Annotated in this window: 25 protein-coding genes; 12 read left to right on the top strand and 13 right to left on the bottom strand. The window is 40.9% G+C overall.

Going from position 1 to position 25,513, the window contains the following annotated elements; all coding sequences use genetic code 11:
- Positions 1 to 19: 19 nt before the first annotated feature.
- A complete protein-coding gene (locus PP2015_RS18340) occupies positions 20 to 1,621 on the bottom strand; it encodes a sensor domain-containing diguanylate cyclase (RefSeq protein WP_169792733.1) in 1,602 nt (533 codons plus the stop codon).
- Between the two features lie 166 nt (positions 1,622 to 1,787).
- Entirely contained in the window at positions 1,788 to 3,602 is a 1,815-nt protein-coding gene (locus PP2015_RS18335; protein ID WP_058031951.1) for a cytochrome c peroxidase, read from the bottom strand.
- A gap of 411 nt (positions 3,603 to 4,013) precedes the next feature.
- Between PP2015_RS18335 and PP2015_RS18330 the strand changes: the two genes are divergently transcribed.
- The 10 genes from PP2015_RS18330 (at position 4,014) to PP2015_RS18285 (ending at position 15,936) form a co-directional block, all read left to right on the top strand.
- Complete coding sequence (locus PP2015_RS18330) at positions 4,014 to 4,892, top strand: helix-turn-helix domain-containing protein (protein WP_058031950.1); 879 nt, start codon at positions 4,014 to 4,016, stop codon at positions 4,890 to 4,892.
- 81 nt (positions 4,893 to 4,973) lie between these two features.
- Entirely contained in the window at positions 4,974 to 6,368 is a 1,395-nt protein-coding gene (locus PP2015_RS18325) for a S41 family peptidase (RefSeq protein ID WP_058031949.1), read from the top strand.
- A gap of 151 nt (positions 6,369 to 6,519) precedes the next feature.
- Entirely contained in the window at positions 6,520 to 6,993 is a 474-nt protein-coding gene (locus PP2015_RS18320; RefSeq protein ID WP_058031948.1) for a hypothetical protein, read from the top strand.
- A gap of 225 nt (positions 6,994 to 7,218) precedes the next feature.
- A complete protein-coding gene (locus tag PP2015_RS18315) occupies positions 7,219 to 8,346 on the top strand; it encodes a serine hydrolase domain-containing protein (RefSeq protein WP_058031947.1) in 1,128 nt (375 codons plus the stop codon).
- Between the two features lie 180 nt (positions 8,347 to 8,526).
- Positions 8,527 to 9,111: a DUF6151 family protein gene (locus PP2015_RS18310; protein WP_058031946.1), complete on the top strand. Its 585-nt coding sequence runs from the start codon at positions 8,527 to 8,529 to the stop codon at positions 9,109 to 9,111.
- 81 nt (positions 9,112 to 9,192) lie between these two features.
- Positions 9,193 to 9,786, top strand: a complete 594-nt coding sequence (locus tag PP2015_RS18305) for a Crp/Fnr family transcriptional regulator (protein WP_058031945.1) — start codon at positions 9,193 to 9,195, stop codon at positions 9,784 to 9,786.
- A gap of 170 nt (positions 9,787 to 9,956) precedes the next feature.
- Positions 9,957 to 10,394, top strand: a complete 438-nt coding sequence (locus tag PP2015_RS18300) for a hypothetical protein (protein ID WP_058031944.1) — start codon at positions 9,957 to 9,959, stop codon at positions 10,392 to 10,394.
- A gap of 590 nt (positions 10,395 to 10,984) precedes the next feature.
- Positions 10,985 to 11,710, top strand: a complete 726-nt coding sequence (locus PP2015_RS18295) for a TetR/AcrR family transcriptional regulator (RefSeq protein WP_058031943.1) — start codon at positions 10,985 to 10,987, stop codon at positions 11,708 to 11,710.
- 12 nt (positions 11,711 to 11,722) lie between these two features.
- Positions 11,723 to 12,838: an efflux RND transporter periplasmic adaptor subunit gene (locus PP2015_RS18290; RefSeq protein ID WP_058031942.1), complete on the top strand. Its 1,116-nt coding sequence runs from the start codon at positions 11,723 to 11,725 to the stop codon at positions 12,836 to 12,838.
- Positions 12,838 to 15,936 carry an efflux RND transporter permease subunit gene (locus PP2015_RS18285; protein WP_058031941.1) on the top strand — a complete coding sequence of 1,033 codons (3,099 nt, stop codon included), beginning with the start codon at positions 12,838 to 12,840 and terminating at the stop codon, positions 15,934 to 15,936. Before PP2015_RS18290 ends, PP2015_RS18285 begins: the two co-directional genes overlap by 1 nt.
- A 273-nt stretch (positions 15,937 to 16,209) precedes the next feature.
- Here PP2015_RS18285 and PP2015_RS18280 read toward each other — a convergent pair whose 3' ends face one another.
- The 9 genes from PP2015_RS18280 to PP2015_RS22020 all read right to left on the bottom strand — a co-directional run bounded on the left by PP2015_RS18280 (position 16,210) and on the right by PP2015_RS22020 (position 21,720).
- Positions 16,210 to 16,926, bottom strand: coding sequence for an SIMPL domain-containing protein (locus tag PP2015_RS18280; RefSeq protein ID WP_058031940.1), 717 nt, complete (start codon positions 16,924 to 16,926; stop codon positions 16,210 to 16,212).
- A gap of 102 nt (positions 16,927 to 17,028) precedes the next feature.
- On the bottom strand, positions 17,029 to 17,898 hold the full coding sequence (locus tag PP2015_RS18275) for an NAD-dependent epimerase/dehydratase family protein (protein WP_058031939.1): 870 nt from the start codon (positions 17,896 to 17,898) through the stop codon (positions 17,029 to 17,031).
- 26 nt (positions 17,899 to 17,924) lie between these two features.
- Positions 17,925 to 18,476 (bottom strand): nucleoside/nucleotide kinase family protein, encoded by a 552-nt coding sequence (locus PP2015_RS18270; protein ID WP_058031938.1) that lies wholly within the window; start codon positions 18,474 to 18,476, stop codon positions 17,925 to 17,927.
- Positions 18,477 to 18,600: 124 nt separating this feature from the next.
- Complete coding sequence (locus tag PP2015_RS18265; RefSeq protein ID WP_058031937.1) at positions 18,601 to 19,050, bottom strand: hypothetical protein; 450 nt, start codon at positions 19,048 to 19,050, stop codon at positions 18,601 to 18,603.
- The gene (locus PP2015_RS18260; RefSeq protein ID WP_058031936.1) at positions 19,028 to 19,729 is read right to left on the bottom strand and encodes an aspartate/glutamate racemase family protein; all 702 of its coding nucleotides are present in this window, start codon (positions 19,727 to 19,729) and stop codon (positions 19,028 to 19,030) included. The genes PP2015_RS18265 and PP2015_RS18260 overlap by 23 nt, the downstream gene beginning before the upstream one ends.
- Positions 19,730 to 19,836: 107 nt before the next feature.
- Positions 19,837 to 20,433 carry a class I SAM-dependent DNA methyltransferase gene (locus PP2015_RS18255; protein ID WP_058031935.1) on the bottom strand — a complete coding sequence of 199 codons (597 nt, stop codon included), beginning with the start codon at positions 20,431 to 20,433 and terminating at the stop codon, positions 19,837 to 19,839.
- A 9-nt stretch (positions 20,434 to 20,442) separates the two neighbouring features.
- Positions 20,443 to 20,841, bottom strand: coding sequence for an ACT domain-containing protein (locus PP2015_RS18250; RefSeq protein ID WP_058031934.1), 399 nt, complete (start codon positions 20,839 to 20,841; stop codon positions 20,443 to 20,445).
- Entirely contained in the window at positions 20,826 to 21,317 is a 492-nt protein-coding gene (locus PP2015_RS18245) for a GNAT family N-acetyltransferase (RefSeq protein ID WP_058031933.1), read from the bottom strand. Before PP2015_RS18245 ends, PP2015_RS18250 begins: the two co-directional genes overlap by 16 nt.
- A gap of 10 nt (positions 21,318 to 21,327) precedes the next feature.
- Entirely contained in the window at positions 21,328 to 21,720 is a 393-nt protein-coding gene (locus PP2015_RS22020; protein WP_227009273.1) for a GFA family protein, read from the bottom strand.
- A 121-nt stretch (positions 21,721 to 21,841) separates the two neighbouring features.
- Between PP2015_RS22020 and PP2015_RS18235 the strand changes: the two genes are divergently transcribed.
- The gene (locus tag PP2015_RS18235) at positions 21,842 to 22,519 is read left to right on the top strand and encodes a tRNA (adenine(22)-N(1))-methyltransferase (protein ID WP_083496726.1); all 678 of its coding nucleotides are present in this window, start codon (positions 21,842 to 21,844) and stop codon (positions 22,517 to 22,519) included.
- 25 nt (positions 22,520 to 22,544) lie between these two features.
- Here the strand turns inward: PP2015_RS18235 and PP2015_RS18230 are convergent, their stop codons facing one another.
- Both PP2015_RS18230 and PP2015_RS18225 read right to left on the bottom strand, forming a co-directional pair.
- Entirely contained in the window at positions 22,545 to 23,165 is a 621-nt protein-coding gene (locus tag PP2015_RS18230) for a hypothetical protein (RefSeq protein ID WP_058031932.1), read from the bottom strand.
- 9 nt (positions 23,166 to 23,174) lie between these two features.
- A complete protein-coding gene (locus PP2015_RS18225; RefSeq protein WP_058031931.1) occupies positions 23,175 to 24,575 on the bottom strand; it encodes an Lcl C-terminal domain-containing protein in 1,401 nt (466 codons plus the stop codon).
- Positions 24,576 to 24,787: 212 nt separating this feature from the next.
- Here PP2015_RS18225 and PP2015_RS18220 point away from each other — a divergent pair, with 212 nt between their 5' ends.
- The gene (locus tag PP2015_RS18220) at positions 24,788 to 25,513 is read left to right on the top strand and encodes a DUF4956 domain-containing protein (protein ID WP_058031930.1); all 726 of its coding nucleotides are present in this window, start codon (positions 24,788 to 24,790) and stop codon (positions 25,511 to 25,513) included.

Below are 25,513 nucleotides of genomic sequence, written 5' to 3'. Positions count from 1 at the left end.
CAATCAACACAAAAAGCCTCTAATTTTCGCTACTGTGCTTTCTGTACATTTTGCTCAATACAGCATTTCTACCGCTATCTTTTGCCTCATATAATGCAGAATCCGCAATTCGAAACATCTGCTCAATTTCAAAGTCATCAGCTTGCAAGCAAGATGTCAGGCCTACAGAAGCGGTAATATATTTCTCTGTCGGGGATTTTTCATGCGGTATTTTCAAATCCCAAATGGCTTGTTTTAATTTATTTGCTACCAATAAGGCTTCTTCTTCGCTCACTTGAGTAAGCAAAATAGTAAATTCTTCACCACCATACCTTGCTACTAAATCCATATTAGAGCGCGTTTTACCGTTTAGCGCTTCAGCAACCTTACTAATGACATTGTCACCAGCTTGGTGTCCATAGTGATCATTAAAACCTTTAAAGTGGTCAATATCTAACATCATTAAACTGACCGGAAACAATGCGCTCTCTCTTTCTCGCTCAATAAGTTTTAGAAACTGCATCAGAGCTCGGCGATTTGCGATATTGGTAAGCTCATCAGTATCGCTGAGCTTTTGTAGCTTTTGGTTCGCTTCAACTAAAATCGTTTTTTGAGTATCAACTGTTGAGAACAACCCATCAATTAGATGTGCAAGGTGACCAATCTCATCCTGCCTTTTTATATTGGTCTCCTGAGAAAAATCTCCCTCTTTAATGACCCGATACACAGTTCGTCTCAACGAAGTGAGCGGATTTATCACTACTTTATCGATGAGGTAATAAATAAACGCGAGAATAAACACTGAACTAATTAAAGCGATCCCCATGGAATATTCTATAAGTTGATTTGTGAACATTCGTTTTGGCTTCTTATAGGCCATCACAAGTTGCGCTTGTCCGAATACATCATTAAAAGACACATATATCAACTCATCCTGAGTCCTAATTTCTGGATAGCTTTTGTATTTTTCGAAAGGAATAATCAATTTTTCTTTTGATAGATTTGAATAGGTATGTAATTGAATGTGCCGCTGCATCATCTCAGTAAGTTGCCGGCTGATTTTATCATCTAAATAAGTCCAAACCAGCATGCTGCCGTAAACTTTTCCAGTTCCCACTGAGGGCACTATTGTACTGCTTACAAACAGAATTAATTCTTCGTTGAAACTGATAACCCCAGATTTAAATTGTAGCTGCTGTTGTTGAACTGGTTCATCACTTTGGACAATTAAAAATTGCGCTTTTTGTTGTTCAGAGGCAATCTGAAAAAGCGAGTCTGAGATAACTTCTCCATTATTTTCTAACGCGAAGTGGCTGATGGCTTTTCCCGTGTAGTCGTAAAAATGCATTCCATTTAAATCTAGCGACTGAAGAGATTCTTTGATGTGATAATTTTTTGATAAAAACGTTGTATCTTCGCGCTCCATAGCTCGAGTCATTTCATCCCATACTGCATTATCGTAAGCTAGCCTTTGCATCTCGCTTTGAATTCTGGCAAATGCAGAACCCAACTTTTTGATATCTTTTTTATCATTCTCCACTTCGAGCGTCACAAGTTGAGGTAGCGTCCAATAATAGCGGATCAATAAATGTACTGACGAAAAACCTGCCAGCAAAAGCGCAAACAATAAAAATAGTTTCAAATGTAGACTTTTTGCTATCAAATTTCTCATAGGATGAATTAGGATTCCGATCTGATGAGTCTCAAGCTTAAGTATAGGTTTAATCTATTATTTTGCAGGTCATGTTTATAAAACAAACAGGGGCTGTTTTTTGAGCACCCTATTTGTTTTATTGAGCCTTTTTAATCTACAGTGCGTTACCTTGACCATCAATGGCATCAAACTGATGACCATCTGGCCCGCCATCTTGGGGTGGAATAAGCGCTTTTACTTCGTTACTACCCGCTTTAGCTTCAGGATCGGTTAAAGTGCGCAAAAATGCAGCTAACAGCTTTACTTGCTCTTCACTAAACCCTCTAATAATCGCTTCATCACTTCTATCTGAGGCCGCTCGATTTTGTTCATTTAATGTAAGTACAAAACTGTCAGCTTCACCTACAACTTCATCGCATTGCGATTCACTCAAATGCTGAAATTGCGGTAACTGACATGTTTCTTTTTCGCCATAAAACCTTTCTAGAGAGCCAGTCACATCTGAGTAATGCTCAATCACTCGTTCTAATGTAGCAAATACGCCTTTATCACCATATGGCGCTGTTATGCCAACATTAAGTAGACTTGGCATTCTGAATTGGTTCTTCGCATTACCGTCAGCAACACCATGTGAACCAATTTGCGGGTATAGAGGTCCGCGAGTTCGCTCAGGGGTGAACATCGCGCCATCATGGCAATTAGCGCACCCAGCGCTAGTATAGAAAAATAGCGCGCCACGCTTTTCGTCAGCCGTTAATTTTTCATGCTCCCCCTGCACATAATCAAAGAAAGGATTGTCTATAAACATAAATGACGCCTGATATGCAGACATTGCGCGGGCAATTCTCATAAAGTTGACTGAATCATCACCAAATGCCTTTGCAAATAGTGGCTTCCACTGAGTCGATAATCTAGCTGCGATAAATTCGCGGTAAGCTTGCGGTGATTCAAACCCACTTGGGTCGCCCATTTCTGCAGGTGCAGTAATTGGGAAGTGTGCTTGTGCCATCAATAAACGTAGCGGATCGTTAGCATCCACTTGTTCGTTCATAGCACGAGTTACATCAATTTCTGGGGTTTGAATAGGCGCGGTTGAAACAAGCCCTACTTCGCTATCACGATTGGCTTGTCTGAGTTTTACACGCTGATCCCAAAACATACTGCCAACCCACAGGGCTGAGTTACACACTGCAGGTGAGGTTCTGCCCACCGCAGGCACTGTAATACCATCTGTTCGACCCAATCCCATTACATCTGGGTTTTCGGCATCCACACCAATTGACAGAGAAAGCCCATCACTACCACAACTCTCAGCTGGGTGATGGCATGATGCACATGATGTATCGTGATTCTGGCTTAAGGCTTTACTAAAGAATAAGCGTTTGCCTAATTCAATAAGCTCTCTATCTTCTTGTCGGCGATAACGGGCAACATATGCCTGCAAGTTTTCTAATTGTGGGGCAATACCTGCACTATCAAGGACTTTGTCTAAACAGTCATTTAAAGCATCATCAGCAATCGCTGTCACATCGTTGCTGCCGCAATGGTCACTTAACCTTTCAATACCAATGCGGATCACCGAGCCATTTCTCAGACCATCATTATTATCATGCGCTAAAGTTTTTACAGTATCGCTATTTGAAGCTAGGCTTGTGATCTTGCCGCGTGCTACCCCTTGAACATGATAAGTATGCGCTACTCCGGGTGATGCATTTGAGTCGACGAAAAAAGTCATTGTAGTGCGGCCGATACGCTGACCATCACGAAATATTCTATAGGCGCGTATTCCCGATACACCTTCTGGTGCTTGCCAGCTCAAACCCACTTCAGTACTGGTACGTACTTTGGCGACAAGTTCAGTCGGTGCGCTCGTTTCAATTGATGTGCTTGCATTGGCGAAAAGTGCGGCGCTAAACAAAGATGCGTAGCAAAGTTTAACTAAACCGCTGTGGTGACGTTGTCCAAACATGTGTTTTCTCCTCAGGTGTTTACTCCTGTAAACAGCTTTCGAGTGCTTGATTACACGTTTCCTTGATTGTGTAAATTCGATATTTATTATTATTCAGTTTAAGTTCATAGGGTTATGAAATATTAAGCCACTTATAAGTGCCCCAATTCTGAGACTAAAACCAAAATAAGGAAAAAATATGAATTAGAAAAAGAGCGGTAATTCAAAAGGATTAAATTAAGGGCTTGAGATACACATACCGTGACAATTTTCTCCATTTTAAAATCTAGTGAGACACTATATTTATGCTTAACTTCAGCTCAGAAAAGAAGTTGCATTATACGAGTTATAAAGTCACTACCACTGTTTTAGGGATTGGTATCGTGACAGAAGGGCTTGAGCTTGTTTTGAGCAAGCGATGATAGGTATACAATGTTGAAATCAAAATACTACTTAGAGCTCCCTCCCCCATCTTGGTTATCTCATTCAATCGAAGTATTCTGGTGCCAAAAGCTTTCAGAGCAGGCATTATTTATACCACAAGGCGTCTTTGATTTACTTTTTCACTGTCAGCCAATTTGTTTTTCCAGAATAGGGGTTAGTCAATCTATCGAGCATATCCCCGCAGGAGCATCAATTGTTGGTCAACAGATCAGTGCGTACACTCTCAGTAGCATGCATCCGCAGTGGATTTTTGGCGTTAGGCTAAAGCCATTTTCATTTCTCAAACAGGCGTTTATGTCATCACTTGAAGTGAAAAACGCCATAGAATCGATCACGCAATTACTTAGTCATTCAGGCTACCTGCTTGATGTTTTGCCGAAACTAACTCATTTTGATCAAGACAACATCGACATATCAATGCAAGTAATTATAGAGAAAATAACGCCTTGGCTACACACGCAATTTATTGCTAATGACTTTGTTATCTCTCCCCGCTTAAGAGCCGAAACCAACGCAATATTAAATGCCCGAGGTGATATAAAAATTTCAGACATGTGTGAGAGGTTTTCGATAAGTAAAGTCACTCTCAGGCAGCACTTTCTCGATAACATCGGCCTATTGCCTAAAGAGCTATGCAAAATTTGGCGCTTAAACAACTTTTTACTGTACAGCCAATCTTCTACTCAAACACTGACAGAATCTGCTATTAATGCCGGCTACTTTGACCAAGCCCATTTAAATCGAGAGTTTAAAAGCCTACTCGGGCAAACACCCAAACGCTATTTAAGCTCTGCCGAGTCACAATTAAATCAAGGCTTTCAGGCGACTATCAACAATCGATTTATAGGGAAATACGACCCTTTTTAAGTTTACTTAACTTTTTTACAATTTTTTCGTGTGCGAACTTGGTAAGTTTTTCTTAACAAGGACACTTTGTGAAAAAATGCTATGACATCATTTAAGAAAACCGCACTTTCTATTGCACTCTTCATTGGCCTAAATAGCCAAACAGCGCTTGCCCAAGCCATTTCAAAAACCGAAAAACAACAAGTAATCGACAAAGTAAGCGAACTAATGTCTGAATATTATGTTTACCCTGAAGTGGCAACAAAAACCAATGAAAAATTAAAGCTGGCCTTCAAACAAGGCGAGTTTATGGCTCACACTGACAGCGAAGAATTTGCCAAAGCTCTATCTATTTGGTTAAAAGAAACAGCCGAAGATCGTCATCTAAGAGTGAGAGCAAACCCAGTTAACCAAGAAGTTAAAGGCGCTGAATCTCGCTTACGCGATAGTTTACTGAACCCTCCCCGCTTTGGCTCACAAAACAAAGGTGTAGTTGCCGCAAAAGTACTTGAAAATAACATAGGCTACATGGACTTACGTGGCTTTTACCGCTTAATAGAGAGCCAGCCATATATCGACTCAGCAATGAAGCTACTGGCAAATACTGACGCCATCATTATCGATTTGCGCAAAAATGGTGGAGGCTCACCAAGAACAGTTCAGTATTTATGTAGTTACTTCTTCGATAAAAAGCTGTTATTAAACAGCTTATATTACAGAGAAGACAACGAAACCATCGACTACTACGTTTTAGATGAGGTCGCTGGTGAGAAGTTGCCTGATGTACCTCTATATGTATTAACCAGTAATCGCACCGCGTCTGCAGCAGAAGAATTTAGCTACAATATGCAAACCAGAAAACGCGCTACTTTGGTGGGCGAAACCACGCGAGGTGCAGCGAACCCAGGTGGCATGTTTACCATCAACGATAACTTCAGAATGTTTGTTGCAACGGGTGCTGCCATAAACCCTATCACCAAAACTAATTGGGAAACGGTCGGTGTGGTGCCACATGTTGCAACAAAAAAAGATCAAGCGCTAGACAAAGCCATTGAACTGGCAAGCATTGAAGTCGAGAAAAATTGGCAAACACTCAAAGCTGAACGCGAACAACCACTCGATAAACTGCTCTCGATATTAAATGATGCAAAACAGTCAAAGAAGTCATTGACTGATATAAGGCAGAGCTATCAACAACAAACGAAAGCCCTGATAAATGCACTCAACCTTTCAGACGAAGAGCTTGCAGAATTAGCCTATGAGAGTTGGGAAACCTCACCTAAATACGCCGTTTTCCTTTTTGAAATTGCAGTCACTTTTAACGAGCAAGAACTCTACTTATACGAGTATTGGGCACGCGCTTTGGCAAGACTGGACCAACTTAATGAAGCGAAAACCGTCATTAATATCGGACTATCAAAAGTCAAAAGCGAAGAGCATAAAACGATGCTAAAAGACGCGCTTACCGAAATCACGGTTTCAAAAAATATGCTGTAGTTAATGGCTAAATTACTAACTGCATACCAAAGCCAGCTATATGCTGGCTTTTTTCATCGACTTTATCTGACATTTCACTTTGCACAAGGTGCTAGACAATTTATAGATAACAGCTAAAAATATCACGCATCACTTTATGAGGTATGCCACTATGCATCTTTTCAAAAAAATCGCTGTTCTTTCTACTCTATTACTGACATTTGCTGTAAACGCAAAAGTCTTGTCGATTGGCGATAACATCAAGCTCCCAACACTTAACGACCAGTTTGATAAACCGCATTCATTTAAGTCAAGTACCCAGTGGCTAGTGCTCGCCCATGACATGGATAGCAGCCGTGTAACGCGCGATGCGTTTGCAGGTCAAACTAACGAAACGCTACAACAAGCCAATGTTCAATACTACGCTGACATCAGTGGAATGCCGGGGCTTATTAGCAGCTATATTGCAATTCCAAAAATGCAAAAACAAAAGTACAACATCGTACTGGCCAAAGAAGATGATGAACTGGCATTTTTACCAAGCGAAGACGACAAGGTGAGTATTTTCAAAATCGAAAATGGCAAAATCGTTGAATTTATTACCACAGATAGTGCGGAAGTTTTAAAGAAAACCGTACTTAAATAATCGAATAAGAAAACTCTTTTCGTTCTTATTTAACTATCAAATGCAATAAGGCAGATCTGTTCAGCCTTATTGCATACCTTTCGTATAATACCTCTCTCGCATCCTTTAAACGCAAACCTTAGCCCTGCGTTGGCTTTGTTAAGCATCTAAATTAATTCAACATTTAAACCTTTTGCTCGTTCTTAACGTCTAATAAGTGATTTTGATAATTGTAAAAGGAAAACAATGAACCACTTACTAACCCGCACCATACCGTCTATATTGGTTGCTTCATTATTCTCAGTGTTGGCTGCGTGTAAAAGTCATGATGCAATAAATTTTGAAGCAAACACAAAAGAGGAGCTTAGTGAATTTATTGATGGAAACGCTGGGCAGGTCGTCTCCATTTCTGTGGTAGATGCAGACAAAACGTACCAATATCACTTAGGAACCTTAAGCAATGGTGATGCACCTAATAACCAAACACTTTACGAAATTGGCTCAATCACCAAAACGTATACAGGATTAGTTGTTGCAAAAGCCATTCAGGACGGCAAAGTTGAGCTTGATAAAGATATTCGCCAATACCTTAAAGATGACAAATACAAAAATTTAGAACTTTCCAACCAATATATAACTTTGCGACACCTTTTAACGCACACCAGTGGGCTACCATATAGTTTTGCTGTCAGTCGCGAAGATATAGAGCAAGGCAGATATTTTGAAAAAATATCAAAATACACCAGAGCCGATTACTTTAACGACCTTAAAGCAGTGACGCTTAGCTCTATACCTGGCGAGGACTATGTCTATTCTAGCGTGGGGACTAATTTAGCGGCTTATATTATTGAATCTGTGTATCAAAAACCCTTTGAATTGCTGGTTACTGACATGATCACCAGCAAATCTGGAGAGCTGAATACTAAATTCAGACGCGCACATTCGGAGGTGAGTAAGGTTACAATCGGTTCAGATGGAAACGGTAATCAGATGCCCTTGGCGAGTGCATATTGGTATGCAGGCGGCGGGTTAACTTCAGACCTTGAGTCCATGACACATTATATGCGCCATCAATTATCTTCAGAGCCTGAAGTAGCTATTTCTCATCAACTTTTAGAACAAAGTTGGATGGGTCATGGCACAGCGTTTTATTGGAACACAGCTCAAGACGATTCAAATGAAATCATGCTATATCAAAGTGGCGGCTCAATGGGCACGTCTAGTTGGCTAGCTATTTATCCGAAGCAAAATATTGGTATTTTCATCGTCACAAACTTAGCAAAAGGCGATACTCAAGAAGCGCTAGAAGCCATTTCAGAGCAGGTTTTTGACCATTTAATCGCGTACAAAGAAGCCATAGAGCCAAATTCGTAAATTTGGCTTTGTACTCTTATCTGCGAATATTAACAGGCAACTATGCTGCAATCTTCAATGATTGTAGGGGAGGAAAAGGTTCCTTTGAAATAAAGTTAAAACATTGATTATAAATAAAAATATAATGTTAAAGACTTATTAGGAGTAATGTCATTCAGTCTTGCGTAAAATGGAGTTCAAGTGGAAGATTTAAAATTAAAGTGTAATTGTGGGGGAGTAACAGGTGTCGTTAGTAATGTAAAACCAGGGTGCGGTAATCGATTGGTTTGCTACTGCGAAGATTGCCGAAACTTTGCCAAACAGTTCGATAAGGCTGACAATATTTTAAATGAATTTGGTGGTACAGAAATATTCCAAATCGACCCTTCACGTATGAAAATCAATCATGGTTTAGAGAATATTTCCTGCCTTAAGCTTAGTGACAAAGGTTTATATCGCTGGTATGCATCATGTTGTCAAACGCCAATAGGAAATACAGTTGGGTTAAATTTACCTTTTGTGGGGCTGGTACATTCTTTCATCGCGTCAGATCAAAATATCGACTTGAAAATAGGCCCTATCATTGGCTCTGTATATACAGAGCATGCCACAGGAAACCCGTCAGACGAACTTAAAGCTGGTAAATCAAAGGCTCGCCTTTTGCTTACTATCATGAGAAAGTTACTTATCTGGAAAATCTTTGGAAAAGGTAGCCCTAATCCATTTTTTCATGAAGACGGTAAACCAATTGTCGAACCTAGCTTAGTTAGTCGAAATGAAATCTAAAATACCGATGCATTCAAACGACAAGATGCCCTTCCCCATTTTAGTGGCAGCTTTATATTAAAAACCAACAGATGTAATTCTATGAAATATTTTAGAAAGCTGATTGAGCACTTTATTCCTATAAATGATGATGAGTGGGCTGATGCTTGCGAAATATTTGACATAAGATATGTAGAAAAAGGAACAATAGTACATCATGCAGGTGACGTATTTAGTGAAATATGGTTTATTAAAAGTGGCTTAGCTCGATCATATTTTATTGATATAAATGGCAAAGAGCATACTTGGCAGCTATATTTTCGCGGAAAAAGTAAGCATGGCTTAAATCACTTTATGGACGACAGTGTAAGCTTTTCTGAAAAAACTGGGTCAATGCTGAATTTTGAAATTATAGAAGACTCGGTTTTTTATGTTGCGTCCCTAGAAGCGATTAACAAGCTCATATCACAAGACAAAAAATGGGAGCGCTTAGCGAGAATATGGATACATGACACCTACTATTCTGCTACATACAAACGTGTTCTTTCTCTTATGTCAGAGACTGCTGCCCAGAGGTATGCCCGTTTACTTGACGAGTATCCTTTTATATTTAAACAAGTTAAGTCTTATCATATAGCCTCATATCTTGGTATTGCGCCACAGACACTAAGTAAATTAAAAAATGAATCTAGGTGAATGAATTTTAGTATTCCGTTTTTTACCATGTATTTTTTATGGAGATTAACAATGAATGCGTTTCAAAAATTTAAAAACCAATACCAGCAAAGTCCTCTGCTAAACACTGATAACGTCAGTAATGTAAATATTACTTCTTAACCCAGTTTTATGCATATATAAGGAACGTCATGATAGAACTTACACAAATAGGTGCACAACTAATCTTTATTGGAATTGTTTTTTTTCTTATCGGTTTAATACAAGGTGCCTTGATACCAGTGGTAAAAAACTCCCGTATGGCTCTTTCTGGTCACTTGACTGCGGTTCAGTGCGCAATGGCTTTAGCGATCTTTGGAGTTATCTGGTCTTTGGTTGAGCTGCCTTTGTTTTGGGAAACTGTAGCAGCTTATGGTTCTGTATTTGGATTCATACTTATTTGGTTAGGAATAACCATTGCATCTATAACTGGTGCAAGTAAAGCGCTCCCCATTGCTGGCGCGGGGTTTTCAGCAAACGTTAATGCCGAATTTACAGTTAAAGTGATGGTACGAACTGGGTCTCTATTGTCACTGCTCGCCTGTACTTTGTTGGCTTTTGGATTATTACCAATATTGGGGCAATCGTAAGCAATATACAACAAACACTTAAAAAGTGTCTTGGTTTAGGTCAAAAGCTTTAAAAAGCAGTAAGTAGTCAGCTTGCTTAAAGATACTGGCTTTTCATATGGGGTGAAATGAATCCAGCGGTTTCAATGAGCATCTCGGTTTCAAGAAGGTTGGGCTTTTTTATCGTCGAATTTGTAATTACAACGACAGATAATAATGTGTGCCAATCAGTGCACATATAAAACCTAAGCCTCACCTCACACTGAACCGGTATAAAAAGGTGAAAAAGGCAAGACCAGCTCTCGCTTACGCCTTTTTATACCTCCATTTATTACAAGAACCCATATAGCTATTCCTTAAAGCAGCACTTTTAAAGCATTCTTAAAAACTTTCAAATAAGTCCTTGACCTTAGCCTTACTCGAGGTTTTAAAGTGCGTCACTCAATCGCTTTAAGCTAACTCTCTGAGTTTATTTAATAAGCAATTTTTAAAATCAAATAAGTGGGTTTTCTAGCCAGCCATTGGTTGACAAAACCCCAAAGAAAACTAGAATAACCACATTCGAATACCATTCGAATGTGGTTATTCTAAAGATTTAAGAGATATAAAGTATGGCGCCAGCACCAAAATTTAGCCCTGAACAGCAACAAGAAATGATCCTTGATGCGGCTGTTCAGTGTATCCAAGAGTCCTCAATTACCGATTTCACCATGGCAAAAATTGCCCGCCTTGCAGGCTTGTCGATGGGATCTGTCTATAAATTTGTTCAAAGTAAAGAAGACATTGTGCTTGCGCTAGCATTTCAATCGTTTAAACATGCCTCAGCGGTATTTGAGCGTGTTTTAAAGCTTCCTCTGTCTACCCCAGAGAAAATGCTGGCAATCACCCTCATTGCCCCGAAGAAGCTGCAATGTTTTGAGTTTGATTACGAGCTGCAGTCTTACGCAACCAACGAAGCGGTGATCAAACGCGCCTCGTCATTATGGTCAGGCAAAATGATTGAAGCTTGTAATTTATGTGAGCAAGGTTTCAAGCTTGCCATCATGGATGGGATCAATGCGGGCGAGCTCAAAGAAGTGCCTAATTTAAGTGAAGTCATTGAAGAAATTATCGTTAGCGGCTGGGCACTAACCGTAGGTTACGAGCAAGTTTTACGCGTTAAGCAACAGCAACAGATTATCGAAGGTACAGCCTCACTACTAGAGCCTATTGCCTTCAACGCACCAATCATTCGTAGCACAATTCGCCTTCTCAACAGTTACCCTTGGCAGTCTCCAATCACGCCAGACTCTCTTGAGCGAATTGAGCAAGCACTTATTAATTTAGAATTACGTTAAGGGAGCAACACCATGAATATTAAACGCTGGATTGTCAGCATTCTCATTATCTTTACGGTTATAGGCGGATTAGGACTTACCAAGTTTAACCAAATTCAAGCCATGATCGCGTTTGGCGAATCTTTTCCTGAACCTTCGGCGTCAGTGGCTAGCGTTTACGCTGAAACAATTCAGTATACGCAAACTAGCAAGGTGATCGGCCAGTTAAAAGCACCGAGCATCATCGATATTAGCAATGAGTATCCGGGCCCTATCAATTACGTTGGCTTTAAACCCGGTGACATTGTTGAAAAAGGCCAAGTGTTGCTGCGCTTAGATACCAGTGTCGAAAAGGCACAGCTCGCCGCTGCAAAAGCACGTGTTACTTTAGCTGAATCAACCTATTCACGAGTAACAAAGCTGCTGCAACAAAAACGCATTAGCCCGGATGAAGTCGACAAAGCACGCGCTGATGTAGCCGTTGCTAAAGCCGAAGTACAAAACCTCAATGCCGTTATTAACAAAAAAACCGTTACCGCCCCTTTCAAAGGCCAAGTTGGGCTAAGCCAATATCAAGTGGGTCAGCTTATCGATGCAAATATTCAAATCACCACATTAGTGGGCCTGAACGACACTATTTGGGTCGACTTCTCAGTACCGCAAACACTTCGCCAGCCTAAAATCGGTGAAGAAATGAAAGTCGCACTGGTGAATCAAAACACATCAGAAGTTGTAGCAAAGGTCATCGCTAAAATGCCAATGCTAGATGCCAACTCTCGACAGCAAAGCTATAGAGCTGAAATCGCGAATCTAAATGGCGCGCTCAGTCATAACCAAATTGCCAGCGTGCGTGTACCGCTCTATACAACCAATGCGGTTGTCGTACCAACCGCAGCAATCACTCGTAGTCACTTTGGTGAGTTTGTCTATGCACTTGAAAAAGATGATCAACAAAACTGGCGCGCTAAACCGATCAAAGTCACATTAGGTGAAAAGTTAGGTGACCAACAAGTTGTGTTATCTGGCCTAAATGGCGGTGAGTTTATCGCTGGCGAAGGCGCATTTAAATTAAGGGAAGGTATTTTGGTTTATACCGCGCCATTAGATGAGCAATTAGCCACGACGGACGATAATACCGGAGGTCAGTAATGAGTGCATTACATGAGAACAAACCTTCTTTCATGGACATTTTTGTCAATCGCCCCGTACTTGCAATTGTACTGTCGGTATTGATCATCTTGGCAGGCCTAAACGCCGCGCAAAAGATTTCGGTACAGCAATATCCTAAGATTGAAAGTGCGTCACTGGTTATCAATACCGTGTATACAGGTGCGTCTGCTGATGTCGTTAAAGGCTATGTGACAGAGCCAATTGAACGTGTAACCTCAACCGTGCCCGGCGTTGATTATGTTGATTCAGTCACCACTGCGGGCTTTAGTAAAGTCACAGCTTGGCTTGAGCTAAACCATAGCACCACAGATGCGCTCGCTGAATTAACCACTAAGCTCAACCAAATTAAGTTTGAGTTACCAACGGGTGCTGAAGACCCCGCTATCCAAATTGTGCGTGCCGATAGCCCCTATGCCGTGTTCTATTTAGATGTGCAGTCGCAAGGCTTACCGCGCAGTGAAGTCAGTGATTATCTTATTCGTAATGTTGTGCCAAGCATGAGCGACATTGAGGGCGTGCAAAAAGTCACCCTTGAAGGTGGCCGCGACCCTGCAATGCGTATTTGGTTAAACGCAGATAAACTCGCTATTTATGATTTAAGTGCCAGTGATGTGTTTGCTGCACTGCAAGCAAATAACACCATTGCGACATTAGGTTACAGTGAAAACAACCGTCAACGCATCGATTTAATGGCCAATACCAGCCTGAAAAGCGTGGCCGATTTTGAAAACCTAATTATCAAAGAGCAAGACGGCTCGCAACTTCGTCTTGGTACAGTTGCCGACATCGAAATAGGCGAAGCCGAAGGCATGGTTACGGCACGTTTAGATTCTCATGACACCGTTTTCTTAGCGATTTGGGCGCTGCCTGGTGCGAATGAAATCGACATTGGTGACGCGCTTTATGCCAAGTTACCGCAGATCAACGATGGTCTACCAAATGGTATGAATATCGAAATTGGTTACGATGGTACGCTGTACATGCGTGACTCAATTAAAGAGATCTTCACGACACTTGCCGAAACAGTGCTACTTGTAGGTATTGTAATCGTTGCGATGATGGGCTCTTTCAGAACAGCACTTGTGCCATTGGTGACCATTCCGATTTCGATTTTAGGTGCCATCGCCGTTATTTCGATGATGGGCTTTTCATTAAACCTATTAACCATTCTAGCCATCGTATTATCGGTTGGTTTAGTGGTTGATGATGCCATCGTGGTGGTTGAAAACGTGGCGCGTCACATGCGAGAAGGCAAACCTCGATTGCAAGCTGCGCTTATCAGCTCGCGTCAGTTATTAGTGCCCGTGATTGCCATGACCTTAACCCTTGCTGCGGTATACGCCCCAATTGGCTTCTTAACAGGTTTAACTGGTTTCTTATTCCGTGAGTTTGCGTTTACTTTGGCCATTGCGGTATTAATTTCGGGCCTAGTGGCTATCACGCTGTCTCCGATCATGAGTGCTTATGTCAGCCCTGAGGGTGGTAAAGAAGGTAAGCTTACACGTAAAGTAAATAGCTATTTCGACAAGTTACAAAGTTTCTACTTCAAGTCTTTAGATAAGTTGTTTGCATGGCGTCCTCAAGTGTTTTTTATTGCCATTGTGTTCGCATTATTGTCTGCACCTTTTTATTTACTATCGCAAAAAGAGCTTGCGCCAGTTGAAGATCAAAGCAGCATTCAAGTCGTGGTTGAAGCGCCACCTGAGTCTTCTCAGGCCTATACCTCAAGTCGAATGAATGACACAGCAAAGGTCATGAATGAAACTGAAGGCGCAAAATTCACTTGGCAAATTATCACCGCAGCCGCTGGTTTCGGTGGGGTTGAGTTAGCACCTTATGAAGAGCGTGAAAATTCGGTTCATGACTTATACTTCGACCTATTTGCGCGCCTTGGAAGTGTAAATGGCTTGAGCTTGTTCCCTATTTTGCCAGCTTCTTTACCAACTGCGGGCCAGTTCGATATCGAAATGGTAGTCAGAGCCAATGACGACCCTGTGGCAATGAAGAAATATGCTGATGAGATCATCGCGAAAGCGAATGCCAGTGGCAACTTCTTGTTCGTTAATACCGATTTAAAAATCGATTTACCACAAGCAGAGCTGGAAATTGACCGCGAATTAATTGCAGATTTAGGCCTAAACCTGCAATCGGTAAACGAACAGCTGAGCATTTTAATGTCGAATAACTTTGTAAATTACTTCAACAAAGATGGTAAGGCGTATCGTGTTATTCCAGCAGTTGATAACGGTGACCGTTACAATCCTGAAAACATCTTAGACATGAAGATACGCACGGATTCTGGTGAGCTTATTCCTGTGTCATCATTTGCGAGCTTAAGAACCTTCACGAGCCCACGCGTATTAGGGTCTTTTAATCAACAAAGTTCATTTAGGATCTTAGCGGGTGTTTTACCACACGTAACCAAAGAGCAAGGTTTAACGGCTGTTGAAGAGATTGCAGCAGACATATTGCCTGCAAGCTACTCAATCGACCATGCCGGAGAATCGCGCCAGTTACGTAAAGAAGGCAATACCATGGTTGGCGTACTGTTAGTGTCGATGATTGTGGTGTATTTCTTACTGACGATTCAATTTAACAGCTTCCGCGACCCACTTGTGGTGTTACTGGGCTGTGCGCCATTAGCGCTTGCCGGTGCTCTGATGCTACCGTTTTTACAATTAACGACGATTAATATTTATAGCCAAATTGGCCTTATTACTTTAATTGGTCTGATTGCAAAAAATGGTATTTTAATCGTAGAGTTTGCCAATCATCTGCAACTTGAAGGTAAGTCGAAACTTGAAGCGGTTAAAGGCGCTGCAGCGACACGTTTACGCCCAATATTAATGACAACAGGTGCAACGGTACTTGGTCACTTCCCATTAGTATTGGTAACCGGCGCGGGCGCAGAAGCACGAAATAGTATTGGTATTATTTTAGTAGCAGGTATGTTGATTGGTACTTTCTTCACACTGATTGTATTACCACTGCTTTATCAAATGCTGGCAAAAGACCACCGTGGTGAAATGGAAACTGAAGCCTCGTTAACTGAGACTAAGTTTGCTAATTCATTGTGATCATATTGTTTGCGTGGGTTTACCCCATGCAAACCCATTCAAAAAGCGCGATGTAAAATCGCGCCTACAGAAACCACCAGTCTGTTTTTTTGAATGTAGGTCGTCGTTTACGGCGACAAAGTATTTACGCTCCGGTAGCACCGACTTTATGTCGGGTAATTTATTTCGCCATGGTTTGAATATTTTGTCGGGCTAAAGCCCGACCTACAACGTAAATTTAACCAACGTAAAAACATTCAAAAAGTGCGATGTAAAGTCGCGCCTACAGAAAAATCAATCTGACAAATAATACTCAACGGTTGATACAACCCGTATTTTCTTAATATGCGGGTTGTTTCTGTCTCGAGCCGAAATACTAAATTGACCTTGCGAGGCACGTTTAATCTTACCTAACTTGCTACCTGAATCTTCGGCAAACTTTGTTGCCACTTTCCGGGCATTTTTGGTTGCTTCTTCGATCATATCTGGCTTAAGTTCATTTAAACTGGAGTAAATATATTCGGTTTGAAACTGGTAGCTACCTGAGGTAAACACGATGCCTTGTTTACCCAGCTCAGACAGTTTACTCATGACGTTTCTCACTGCATCTAAGTCTTGCGAATAGACGGTTACATTTTGCTGCGCGGTATAACGAAACTCAGCGCGGGCATTATCACCCCATTGCTGCGCCGATTTGTCAGTCACAGACGGAGAAGTAAAGCTAATATCTTCAGACTTGATGCCGTTCTTTTCTAAAAAGTCTTTGATGTGAGCTGTTTTCTCATCAAGTGACTCATAAAGAGCTTTTAAGTCATTTTCAGCAGCACTGAATTGAATTGGCCATATCACTACATCAGAGAGCACTTCACGCTCTGACAAGCCTTTTACCGTAACGGTGCGCTCATATTCTTTAATTGAAATTGCCGCATTCGAGGCAATGACCGCAAATAATGTCAGGCCCAAAAAGATCCCCGCTGCCAATAGCAGATTATTGTTTGCTTTAGGTTGCATCACATGTCCTTAAATTTTTGTTATTTCTATTTCAACAGGCTAAATCATAGCTCACCTAACTTAACCAAATATGAGCATGAAGACTGAGTACTTAAAAAGAAATTAAATAGGCAAAACTTCAGCCAGCTCTACATCCAACATATCAATTACCGACTCGAAGCCATATTTTGGTTGCCACCCTAACTTTTGCTGCGCAGCAGAAGAATCATAAACTCGGTCTAGTTGATTGGGTAGTGTCCATCCTCGCTGTAAAAACGTCTCCGCCAGTTCTGGGGCTTGTTCCTTTATTAAACCTGCGGCGTCATTGAATAAACGCGGGCAATCTGATGCTTTAAACGGGGTTTTTCCTGACACAATAAAACGATTAAACCCAGTAAGGCGCGTGTCTAACGCGGCTAAATGCGCACTAGCCACATCACGCGCATCGATACCCCGAGTAAGTCTATATACCGCCATTAAGTCGGCCGGCTCAGGAAAACAGCGTGACATTTGCAGTACAGTCACAGGCAGTTTAAATACATCAGAAATCGATTTCAGCTTGTCTTCAGCAGCAATTTTACTGCGGTGATACACTGTTTTTGGCTGTGGAGTAATTTGCTCATTAACCCACCCAGTGGTGTGTTTAGGAGTCGATGCATGGCCATACAGTGCTGTTGTACTGGTAAAAATAAACTGCTTTACTCCTAGCTTGATACCCTCAAGGGCTAATTGCTCTGTGGCATCGACATTAATAGATTGAAACTCATCGTCAGATAATAATCCGACATGGGGCGCATGTAGGGCTGCGGTATGAATAATGACATCGACCCCTTCGAGGGCTTGCTGGATCAGCGTTTGATCGCGAATATCACCAATATAATCGGCGGTAGAGCAAGGTGTTTTATCTAGGCCTACAACTTGATGGGTACGCATTAATTTAATATAAATTGCACGCCCGACTCTGCCCGCAGAACCTGTTACTAACACTTTCATGGCTATCTCTTATTTAAAAATGACGATCACTTGCCGTTGTCATGCAACCAATCGCTTATTGCGCTTTGAATGGATGCAATTGTACCAACATTTGAGATAATAAGGTCGCTTGATTGACGAACTTGATTGGCTGCGGCTATATAAACCGCTCTTAAGTGATCGTCATATTTTCGCATATAGTTACTTAGGGTTGTAGACGGGTCATTGCTGTTTTTAAGATGGCGCTGGCTCACTCTTGATAAACACACTTCCAAAGGCATATCGAGCATGATCACATAATCAATTAAATAGGCTATTTCAACCCTCTCTCGCCCGAAAGGTTCTTCGATAAAAATCATCGGCGAACCACATTGTACTTTTAATTCACTGAGTGCTTTGGTGAGTCTGGGAGACTTTATTTGCGAAATATCTGCACCTTGATGCAGCCATGCCTTCATATCTAAAGGGTAAGTGTTCGGCTCTACAAAATCGTCGAACAACAATGTTGGGCTATTAAACTCTTCAGCAAGGCATTTAATAACAGAAGTTTTCCCTGCACCAGAAACACCACTTAAAGCGATAACTCGAGTTTGTTGCATTCCTTACACCATTTTTTGTGATAATGATTGTGATTTTGCTTTTTCATTTTACTAAACGAGCTTTTATAACGGCAGAACAACTACGGGCCTAAAGCACGGCTTCGACATTTTATTAAGGCCTAAGCTACCTTAAATCTCTTGCCAAAATATCAGATTCTTTGATTGAGTTAGCCCACTTAAAACACACTTCTTTCCTTTGCTTTTCAGTAATTCTTGCATCTTTATGCAATTTACGATTACCTGCCATAAGTTCATCATATTCAGTCGGGTAGTCACTCAACAATGAACGCCTCTTCACTTCAGTAACTTCCCACTGTTTATCCCTGAAAAACTGTCGAATTTCTTTATTTGCTTCTTCATACTTTGCACAGTAAGGCACCACAGACTCTAATAAGGCAATCGTAAATAGCGCCGCAGAGCCAATCTTTACTTCCTTACATTGAGCTTCCCCATCTGATGGCTTGCAATACTTCTCAGTAGAAAAACTGCTTGGAGAAAAAACAAATAAAGAGAAAAGTAAGAAATATACCTCCAACCGAATAGCAAAGAAGTTACCTATCACTGCTGAGTGCATAATCTACTCCTTGCTCGACATGAATTGCGGTGGTGTCATACAAAGGAATGCAAGTACTCGCTTGATTAACCAATAAAGCAATTTCAGTACACCCTAAGATCACCGCTTGTGCGCCTTGCTCATGAAGGCGGGCAATAATTTTGAGGTATTGTTCTTGAGAAGATTGATTGATGATCCCACGACATAATTCATCATAGATAACATTATGAATAATCTCGCGGTCATCTTTATCGGGCACAATGACTTCAATGCCGAATTTATCGCTCAGACGGCCTTTGTAAAAGTCTTGCTCCATAGTGAACTGGGTGCCTAATAAGCCCACCTTTGAAATCTCATCTTGAACTAAGTACTGAGCTGTCGCATCGGCAATATGAAGAATAGGAATGTTAATTTGTGCTTCTATTTCTGGCACTACTTTATGCATGGTATTAGTACAGATCATCAAGAAATCTGCACCTGCACGCTCTACTGACTTTGCTGCATCGGCGAGAATCACTGCGGTATCTGCCCACTTACCTTGATGTTGTAGCTGCTCGATTTCGTCAAAGTTAACACTATACAAGCAAATTTTTGCCGAGTTTAAACCGCCAAGTTTCGCTTTAATACCTTCATTCAAGGCCTTGTAATAACTTGCCGTAGACTCCCAACTCATCCCGCCTAATAGGCCTATTGTTTTCATTACGAGCACTCCTGTTGATATATTTTTATACGCTCACTTTTTCAGAAAACCTCTTAAGCAGCAACTTTATTTGTCTATATAACTTTTAGATTGGTCTTTCTGCTTCTTTACTTTTGGGCAATGATATAAGTGTGCAACTCTGGATATTGTTCGAATTCAAGATGTTTAATAGTACAGCCCAACTCTATTAACAACGACACAAAACCATTTGTGCCTAAAGAGGAGTAATAAACCTCAGGACCCATAGCGCAGTTAGTATGTGCACCCTCTGACTCAGTGCCACCAAACGAGAAAATAAACACCCCACCCGCATTTAAACTGTCGACGATTTTGGTAATAACATTACGTTGTTCACTTAAAGGAATATGCCAAATACTGTCCCATGCAGTAATAAAGTCATATTTATAAGGTAAGTCGTAACTGCATATATCAGCGTGAACAAAAGTGATTTGCGGATGTCGCTCTTTTGCAAGCGAGAGCATTTTTTGGGAGACATCAAGCCCTGAAACATCAAAACCAGCTTGAGACAACAACTCAATAAAACGCCCTGTACGACCACAGCCAATATCCAGCGCTTTATCCCTATTTTGGGTAAAAGCAATGGCTTTTTCATGTTGTGCAATGCCGTTAGACATATTGAAAGTATCTGCCGCCCAACGCTCAGTTATTTGATCATAGGCTTTGCCTATTTCTTCAGGTTTCATAACAGGGCCTTATTCATTGGTAAATTCTCTTAACGCTGTCATAGCCTGCTCTGCCTTGTCGGTTTGGACAAAAATATGGTCGTGAAAAAACGCAGCAACTACATTCGCGCTAATATTGTGCTTTGCCAGTTTAGTGGCAACCGCTGCGGTTAACCCAACTGCATCTAAGCTTGAGTGCACGGTTAAGGTGATCAGTTTAAATACACCATCAAATTCTAGGTTAGCTTGTTCTGCTTGTTGCTTTTCAACAATTACAGTAAGCCCTTCTTGCTCCATAAAGGTTGCAATTGGTTGCAGCGACACAACCTCTGAAAGCGAATTCTTTACCGTACAAAATACGAATTCACCTGCTTGTAATTCGGGTGACATACTTTGCAAAAGCGTCTCTAATTCTATAATGCCTGACATGCTCTCTCCTTATATATCGATTTATGCGATTTTGACTTTATCAATGACATAGGCACAAATCGTATGCCATTAAACTCACCTTCTTGATCGGTTATTTCAAAACCGCATTTTAAATAAAAATCGACGGAATTAACTGCTGAACGCAGTTTTATCTCTTGCGCATCAGTTGAATCAAGCAAGTGCCGCAATAACTTTCTCCCTATACCTTGCCTTTGCGCTTGATGCGAAACGAATAAATGCGTGAGGTAATTTCCGGCTCTCATTGCTGCAAAGCCTAATAGGGCGTCGTTTGATACTGCTTTTACAGAAACAAAGTTATCGTTATCGAGGGTCATTTTTATATCTGGTAGCACCCGTGCTATATATTCTTGCTTACCCTGATCATTAAAGTACGGCAGCACAGCAACTTTTGAGACGGCTTCGACTAAGTTTGTAATAGCGGTCAAGTCTTCGTAGTTAACTCTCTTAATTTCCATATTTTCGCTCCTATACTGAAGAAGTGAGTGCCTTTTGAGTCGCATTAGGCTCATAAAAAGTCCATGAGTCCGCACCATCAAAATAACGAATATTGACTTGCTCTAATATATCTCGCTTAAACATTCTTAAATTTACAGCCATTCGGTCAGCATTACCTAACTCAGTCGGAGTGTAATGGGTTATACACCCACAACAAGCGCAATGATGAAAATCAATTAACTTATCACCATGGCTGTAGGTTTTTGTATTACTTCTTATCGAATTAATTTTGACGTTTTGAGGAGAAAAGTAGGCCCAAACTGCTCCATATCTATAACACATTGAGCAATTACAGCTCGTAACTAAATCAATTGGTTGTAACAGTTCTACAGTGACATCGCCACAATGACAGCTTGCTTGCATAATACTTCCTTTTTTCATTTAAGTGGAATACCTTAACACTAAATCATTTAGATACTCGCCAAAACTTTTAAACACCTTACAATAGCGTGTTTTGTTATATTTATACTTTCAAGGTCAAGTTTTGAAACTCAGCAAACGCTTAAAATTAATCAAGTCTATGGTGCCACCTCACTATGACCATATTTGGGACTGTTGCTGTGATCACGGTTATTTAGGTGCGGCACTTTTAGATAAGCAAAACGATGAAACCATCCATTTTATCGATATTGTGCCTGAGTTGATGCAAAGCCTTGAAAGCAAACTGCAGGCATTCTATGACCAGCATAATTGGCGAGTTCACTGTTTAGACGTATCGCATCTGCCTTTGCAAGATCATAAAGGCAAGCATTTAGTGATTATTGCTGGCGTGGGTGGCGATTTAACCGCGCAATTTATCTCAAACATTAATGCCCAACATCCAAACCTAGACATTGATTACTTAGTTTGCCCTGTACATCACCTATTCACGCTAAGAGCCAAGCTGAATGAACTAAAATTAGGCTTAGTACAGGAGGCTTTAGTTGAAGATAACAAACGTTTCTACGAAGTCATGTTACTTTCATCTAAATCAAACAGCCAGCCTGTCTCAGCGGTCGGTAAGCAGATCTGGCAAGCTGAAAATGCAATACAACTCGACGTAGCCGAGCGATATTTAAAACAAATGCTCAGCCATTATCAACGCATTGCTAAAGGCAAAAATAACGATGTGGCGCATATTATTTCTGCTTACAAGCAAGTCGTGCCCTCGATAAAGGCTTAAAACCAAGACTCCGGAGTTCAATTAGCTACAACGACATAAAACTGATGTGTAGACCAATGCTATTCTCAAAGCCCTCATCGTTGAAATAATGACTATAACTCAGTTGAACATGTATACGGCGAGTAAACTGATATTCGATAAAAGGTTTTATATAACCAGAACTTTTGAAGTTATCTAACTCTTGTTCTTCACAACTGCTGCAACGAAAAATTGAACGGCTAATATTGTTATAACGATAACCAGCAAGAGCCCCTATCGTAAAGTTCTCGACTAGATGATCTTTTGATATGAGACCCAGCTCTCCATAGATTGAAGTACCAGTAACATCTGACTCCCTACTTTCAACCTCACCCGTAATCGCATTTTTAACTTCTTCACTAAACGGATTGTCATCTTCGATATAAACATAATCTAAACCGATTGCGAATTGATAAAAGCTACGAGGTTCGCCTTTGTAATAAATACCAATTGAATGCGCCATATCATCTACTTGCATATCAAGCTCAGTACCCTCATTGATATCATTCACACTCAGGGTCTGATAGCTAACACCATAAGAATAGTTATAAAAGTTGACGTTTTCGGCAAAGCTTGGCGCAGCCAAAAACATAACAACTGATATGAGTGAGTACTTTAAATAATCCATATAACGCTCCTATTGCGAATTTGCAGCACAGTTTTTAACAGCATGCACATAGTGTTTAACGGTGCGGTTGTTATAAAAAATAATGCTATTTCTGTATTCGTAGTTGTAACTGCTGTCTTCAAATTTATTATGCGGTGTACCGCTCCAAACTTGCCCCATTGGTACATTTGGAAAAACAAATGGGTTAAGCGCAGGCTCTTCGCACGCTAATTCATTATTAGCCTGAAGCTCCTTAATACTCGGCAAACGCCATTGCGAGCCTGTATTTGCATCATTGAGTTTAGCAACATATTCATAGGCTTGCTGCCAATCTAGTTGCTCAGCACTGCCATCTTTACACTCGCTACCTGAGAGCCCTGCTACACATCGCTTCCATATCAGGCCTGTTTGCTTATCAAAAACATTGCCTTGTTCGTCTTGAAGGTACCTTGTGGAAGGCGCAGAAAAACTCACGCGTTCACTACACCTTTGGTTACCAGCAAATACTTGCCTATTCGTAATAAGTTTTTCGGCCTCACTTACTACTTCACCTATGCCATAGAGGTTTTGCTCACCACGCACTGCTCTTATGTACTTAGGCTCTGAACTTAAGCCCCCAGCAACTCGTCCGGTACCAAAACCCACAGACCAAACGCTGTTGGTATCATCTGTATCTATGTTCTGAGTCCAATAAAATCCAACTTGAGTATTTGGAAAAAAGTCACGATCAATGCTGGGTTGTGAATTGCCATAATGTACTAAATCTTGTAATTCAATTTTATTTGGTAACCGCCAATCATCAAAGCCACAAACTTTTTGCGTGTTGAGTTTGTTAAGATAACTTTGAGAATCACAGTTGTCGTCACACTCGCCATTATCTGCCGTAGAATAATCGGGTAAGCTTTCATCATACCAAGAGTAAGAAAAGCTGCTGTCTTGAATTCCCCCCGTGTTTCCGGGACTTTTTACCTCCCAAACCAAGCCTGTGACATTATCGCGCACACATTGCCACTGCGCCGCATTCACTGAAAGCGGCTGACCTTGCGTATCTAATTTGGTGTAATCGAAGCTTGCATTTCCAGTTCCTGTTTTTGCCAAGTCAGTCATACTATCTCGTCCATTGCTACAGTCTTGATTGAATCCTGACTGTAAATCACATGATGCTAGGTTCGTTTCAGGATAATCCCCCGCAAAAGTCACCCCTGTATCGTTATATGGCGAGCTAAATTCATCACAAGTACATTCTCCGTCGCATTTTGCAACTTCAATGGGCGGTAACGGCGCAGTTGTGTTCGCATTTTGCGAATTTCCAGCCGGGCTTGTTGAGTTGTTACTGCTTTGAGCTTGTGTATTTTCACTTACCGGCTCGTATTTACAAGCTGAGGTGAAAGCCAGTAATAACAACACTGACAGAGCTTTTTGTGAGTTCATATCGCGCATCCTAATCGAATTATTTTCGTTAAACTTAACGCTCAATTTTCATACCAAAAAAGTTTTTAGCACAGAGTTTGCAACTCCTATCACAACTTTCAACTTAACAGGCTTAATATCTGAATTAATCAGCTGTCATTTAAAGGACTAAGAAACTCAAAATTAAATTATTAATTTCAGTGTTTTAACCTTAAAAATATGCAGGAATGATTATGGAAACTGTCGACCCACTCTTAATTGCATTTTTACCTAAAGACATCCGCTCGATGTTTTTCCCTTATGCAAGCGTGCAACTTGGTGCTTTGATTTTGAACCTGTTAATGGGCTTTATCATGGCAAGTATCATTGGCTTCCACTTTAGAAAGTACGCCAGTGCATTTTGTAATCGCCAAGACTTCTCTCGTCTTTTCCCACTGCTTATGCTCACGGTTATTTTGATCATCACTGTGGTCAAGGCCTCACTAGCTTTAGCACTTGGTCTAGTCGGCGCATTATCGATTGTACGTTTCAGAACGCCTATCAAAGAACCTGAAGAGCTTGTTTATTTATTTTTAAACATAGGTGTAGCAGTAGCCCTTGGCGCCGGACAAACTCTCGCAGCCATTGTTGCTTGTGTTGTCACTCTGTTATTAGTGACTTGGGTTAAGAAGCGCCACAGCAAAGATGTACAAGAGAATGGCCTGTTTTTATCGCTTAACTATCGCAGTGATGACCCCGTTGTGAACATTGCTATTTCGGATGTAAAAAACATTCTAGAGCAGTATGTTGATCGCCTTGAATTGCGCCGCTTTGATACTGGCGAGCAACACTTCGATGCCGCTTTCTTTATCTCAATCAAAGAAGCCAAACAAATCGATGAATTCATGCATACATTGAAGCAAAAGTACCAAGGGATCAACATTTCACTGCTTGAGCAACATAATATTGCGGGAGTGTAG

Source organism: Pseudoalteromonas phenolica (assembly GCF_001444405.1).
GTDB classification, from domain to species: domain Bacteria; phylum Pseudomonadota; class Gammaproteobacteria; order Enterobacterales; family Alteromonadaceae; genus Pseudoalteromonas; species Pseudoalteromonas phenolica.
The sequence above is the reverse complement of the archived record's forward strand: the minus strand, read 5'-3'. Positions and strand labels throughout refer to the sequence as shown.

Excerpts from the sequence above, each read along its gene's own strand:
- PP2015_RS18335 (WP_058031951.1), bottom strand. The coding sequence starts at position 3,602 with ATGTTTGGACAACGTCACCACAGCGGTTTAGTTAAACTTTGCTACGCA.
- PP2015_RS18330 (WP_058031950.1), top strand. The coding sequence starts at position 4,014 with ATGTTGAAATCAAAATACTACTTAGAGCTCCCTCCCCCATCTTGGTTA.
- PP2015_RS18325 (WP_058031949.1), top strand. The coding sequence starts at position 4,974 with ATGACATCATTTAAGAAAACCGCACTTTCTATTGCACTCTTCATTGGC.
- PP2015_RS18320 (WP_058031948.1), top strand. The coding sequence starts at position 6,520 with ATGCATCTTTTCAAAAAAATCGCTGTTCTTTCTACTCTATTACTGACA.
- PP2015_RS18315 (WP_058031947.1), top strand. The coding sequence starts at position 7,219 with ATGAACCACTTACTAACCCGCACCATACCGTCTATATTGGTTGCTTCA.
- PP2015_RS18305 (WP_058031945.1), top strand. The coding sequence starts at position 9,193 with ATGAAATATTTTAGAAAGCTGATTGAGCACTTTATTCCTATAAATGAT.
- PP2015_RS18300 (WP_058031944.1), top strand. The coding sequence starts at position 9,957 with ATGATAGAACTTACACAAATAGGTGCACAACTAATCTTTATTGGAATT.
- PP2015_RS18295 (WP_058031943.1), top strand. The coding sequence starts at position 10,985 with ATGGCGCCAGCACCAAAATTTAGCCCTGAACAGCAACAAGAAATGATC.
- PP2015_RS18290 (WP_058031942.1), top strand. The coding sequence starts at position 11,723 with ATGAATATTAAACGCTGGATTGTCAGCATTCTCATTATCTTTACGGTT.
- PP2015_RS18285 (WP_058031941.1), top strand. The coding sequence starts at position 12,838 with ATGAGTGCATTACATGAGAACAAACCTTCTTTCATGGACATTTTTGTC.
- PP2015_RS18280 (WP_058031940.1), bottom strand. The coding sequence starts at position 16,926 with ATGCAACCTAAAGCAAACAATAATCTGCTATTGGCAGCGGGGATCTTT.
- PP2015_RS18275 (WP_058031939.1), bottom strand. The coding sequence starts at position 17,898 with ATGAAAGTGTTAGTAACAGGTTCTGCGGGCAGAGTCGGGCGTGCAATT.
- PP2015_RS18270 (WP_058031938.1), bottom strand. The coding sequence starts at position 18,476 with ATGCAACAAACTCGAGTTATCGCTTTAAGTGGTGTTTCTGGTGCAGGG.
- PP2015_RS18265 (WP_058031937.1), bottom strand. The coding sequence starts at position 19,050 with ATGCACTCAGCAGTGATAGGTAACTTCTTTGCTATTCGGTTGGAGGTA.
- PP2015_RS18260 (WP_058031936.1), bottom strand. The coding sequence starts at position 19,729 with ATGAAAACAATAGGCCTATTAGGCGGGATGAGTTGGGAGTCTACGGCA.
- PP2015_RS18255 (WP_058031935.1), bottom strand. The coding sequence starts at position 20,433 with ATGAAACCTGAAGAAATAGGCAAAGCCTATGATCAAATAACTGAGCGT.
- PP2015_RS18250 (WP_058031934.1), bottom strand. The coding sequence starts at position 20,841 with ATGTCAGGCATTATAGAATTAGAGACGCTTTTGCAAAGTATGTCACCC.
- PP2015_RS18245 (WP_058031933.1), bottom strand. The coding sequence starts at position 21,317 with ATGGAAATTAAGAGAGTTAACTACGAAGACTTGACCGCTATTACAAAC.
- PP2015_RS22020 (WP_227009273.1), bottom strand. The coding sequence starts at position 21,720 with ATGCAAGCAAGCTGTCATTGTGGCGATGTCACTGTAGAACTGTTACAA.
- PP2015_RS18230 (WP_058031932.1), bottom strand. The coding sequence starts at position 23,165 with ATGGATTATTTAAAGTACTCACTCATATCAGTTGTTATGTTTTTGGCT.
- PP2015_RS18225 (WP_058031931.1), bottom strand. The coding sequence starts at position 24,575 with ATGAACTCACAAAAAGCTCTGTCAGTGTTGTTATTACTGGCTTTCACC.
- PP2015_RS18220 (WP_058031930.1), top strand. The coding sequence starts at position 24,788 with ATGGAAACTGTCGACCCACTCTTAATTGCATTTTTACCTAAAGACATC.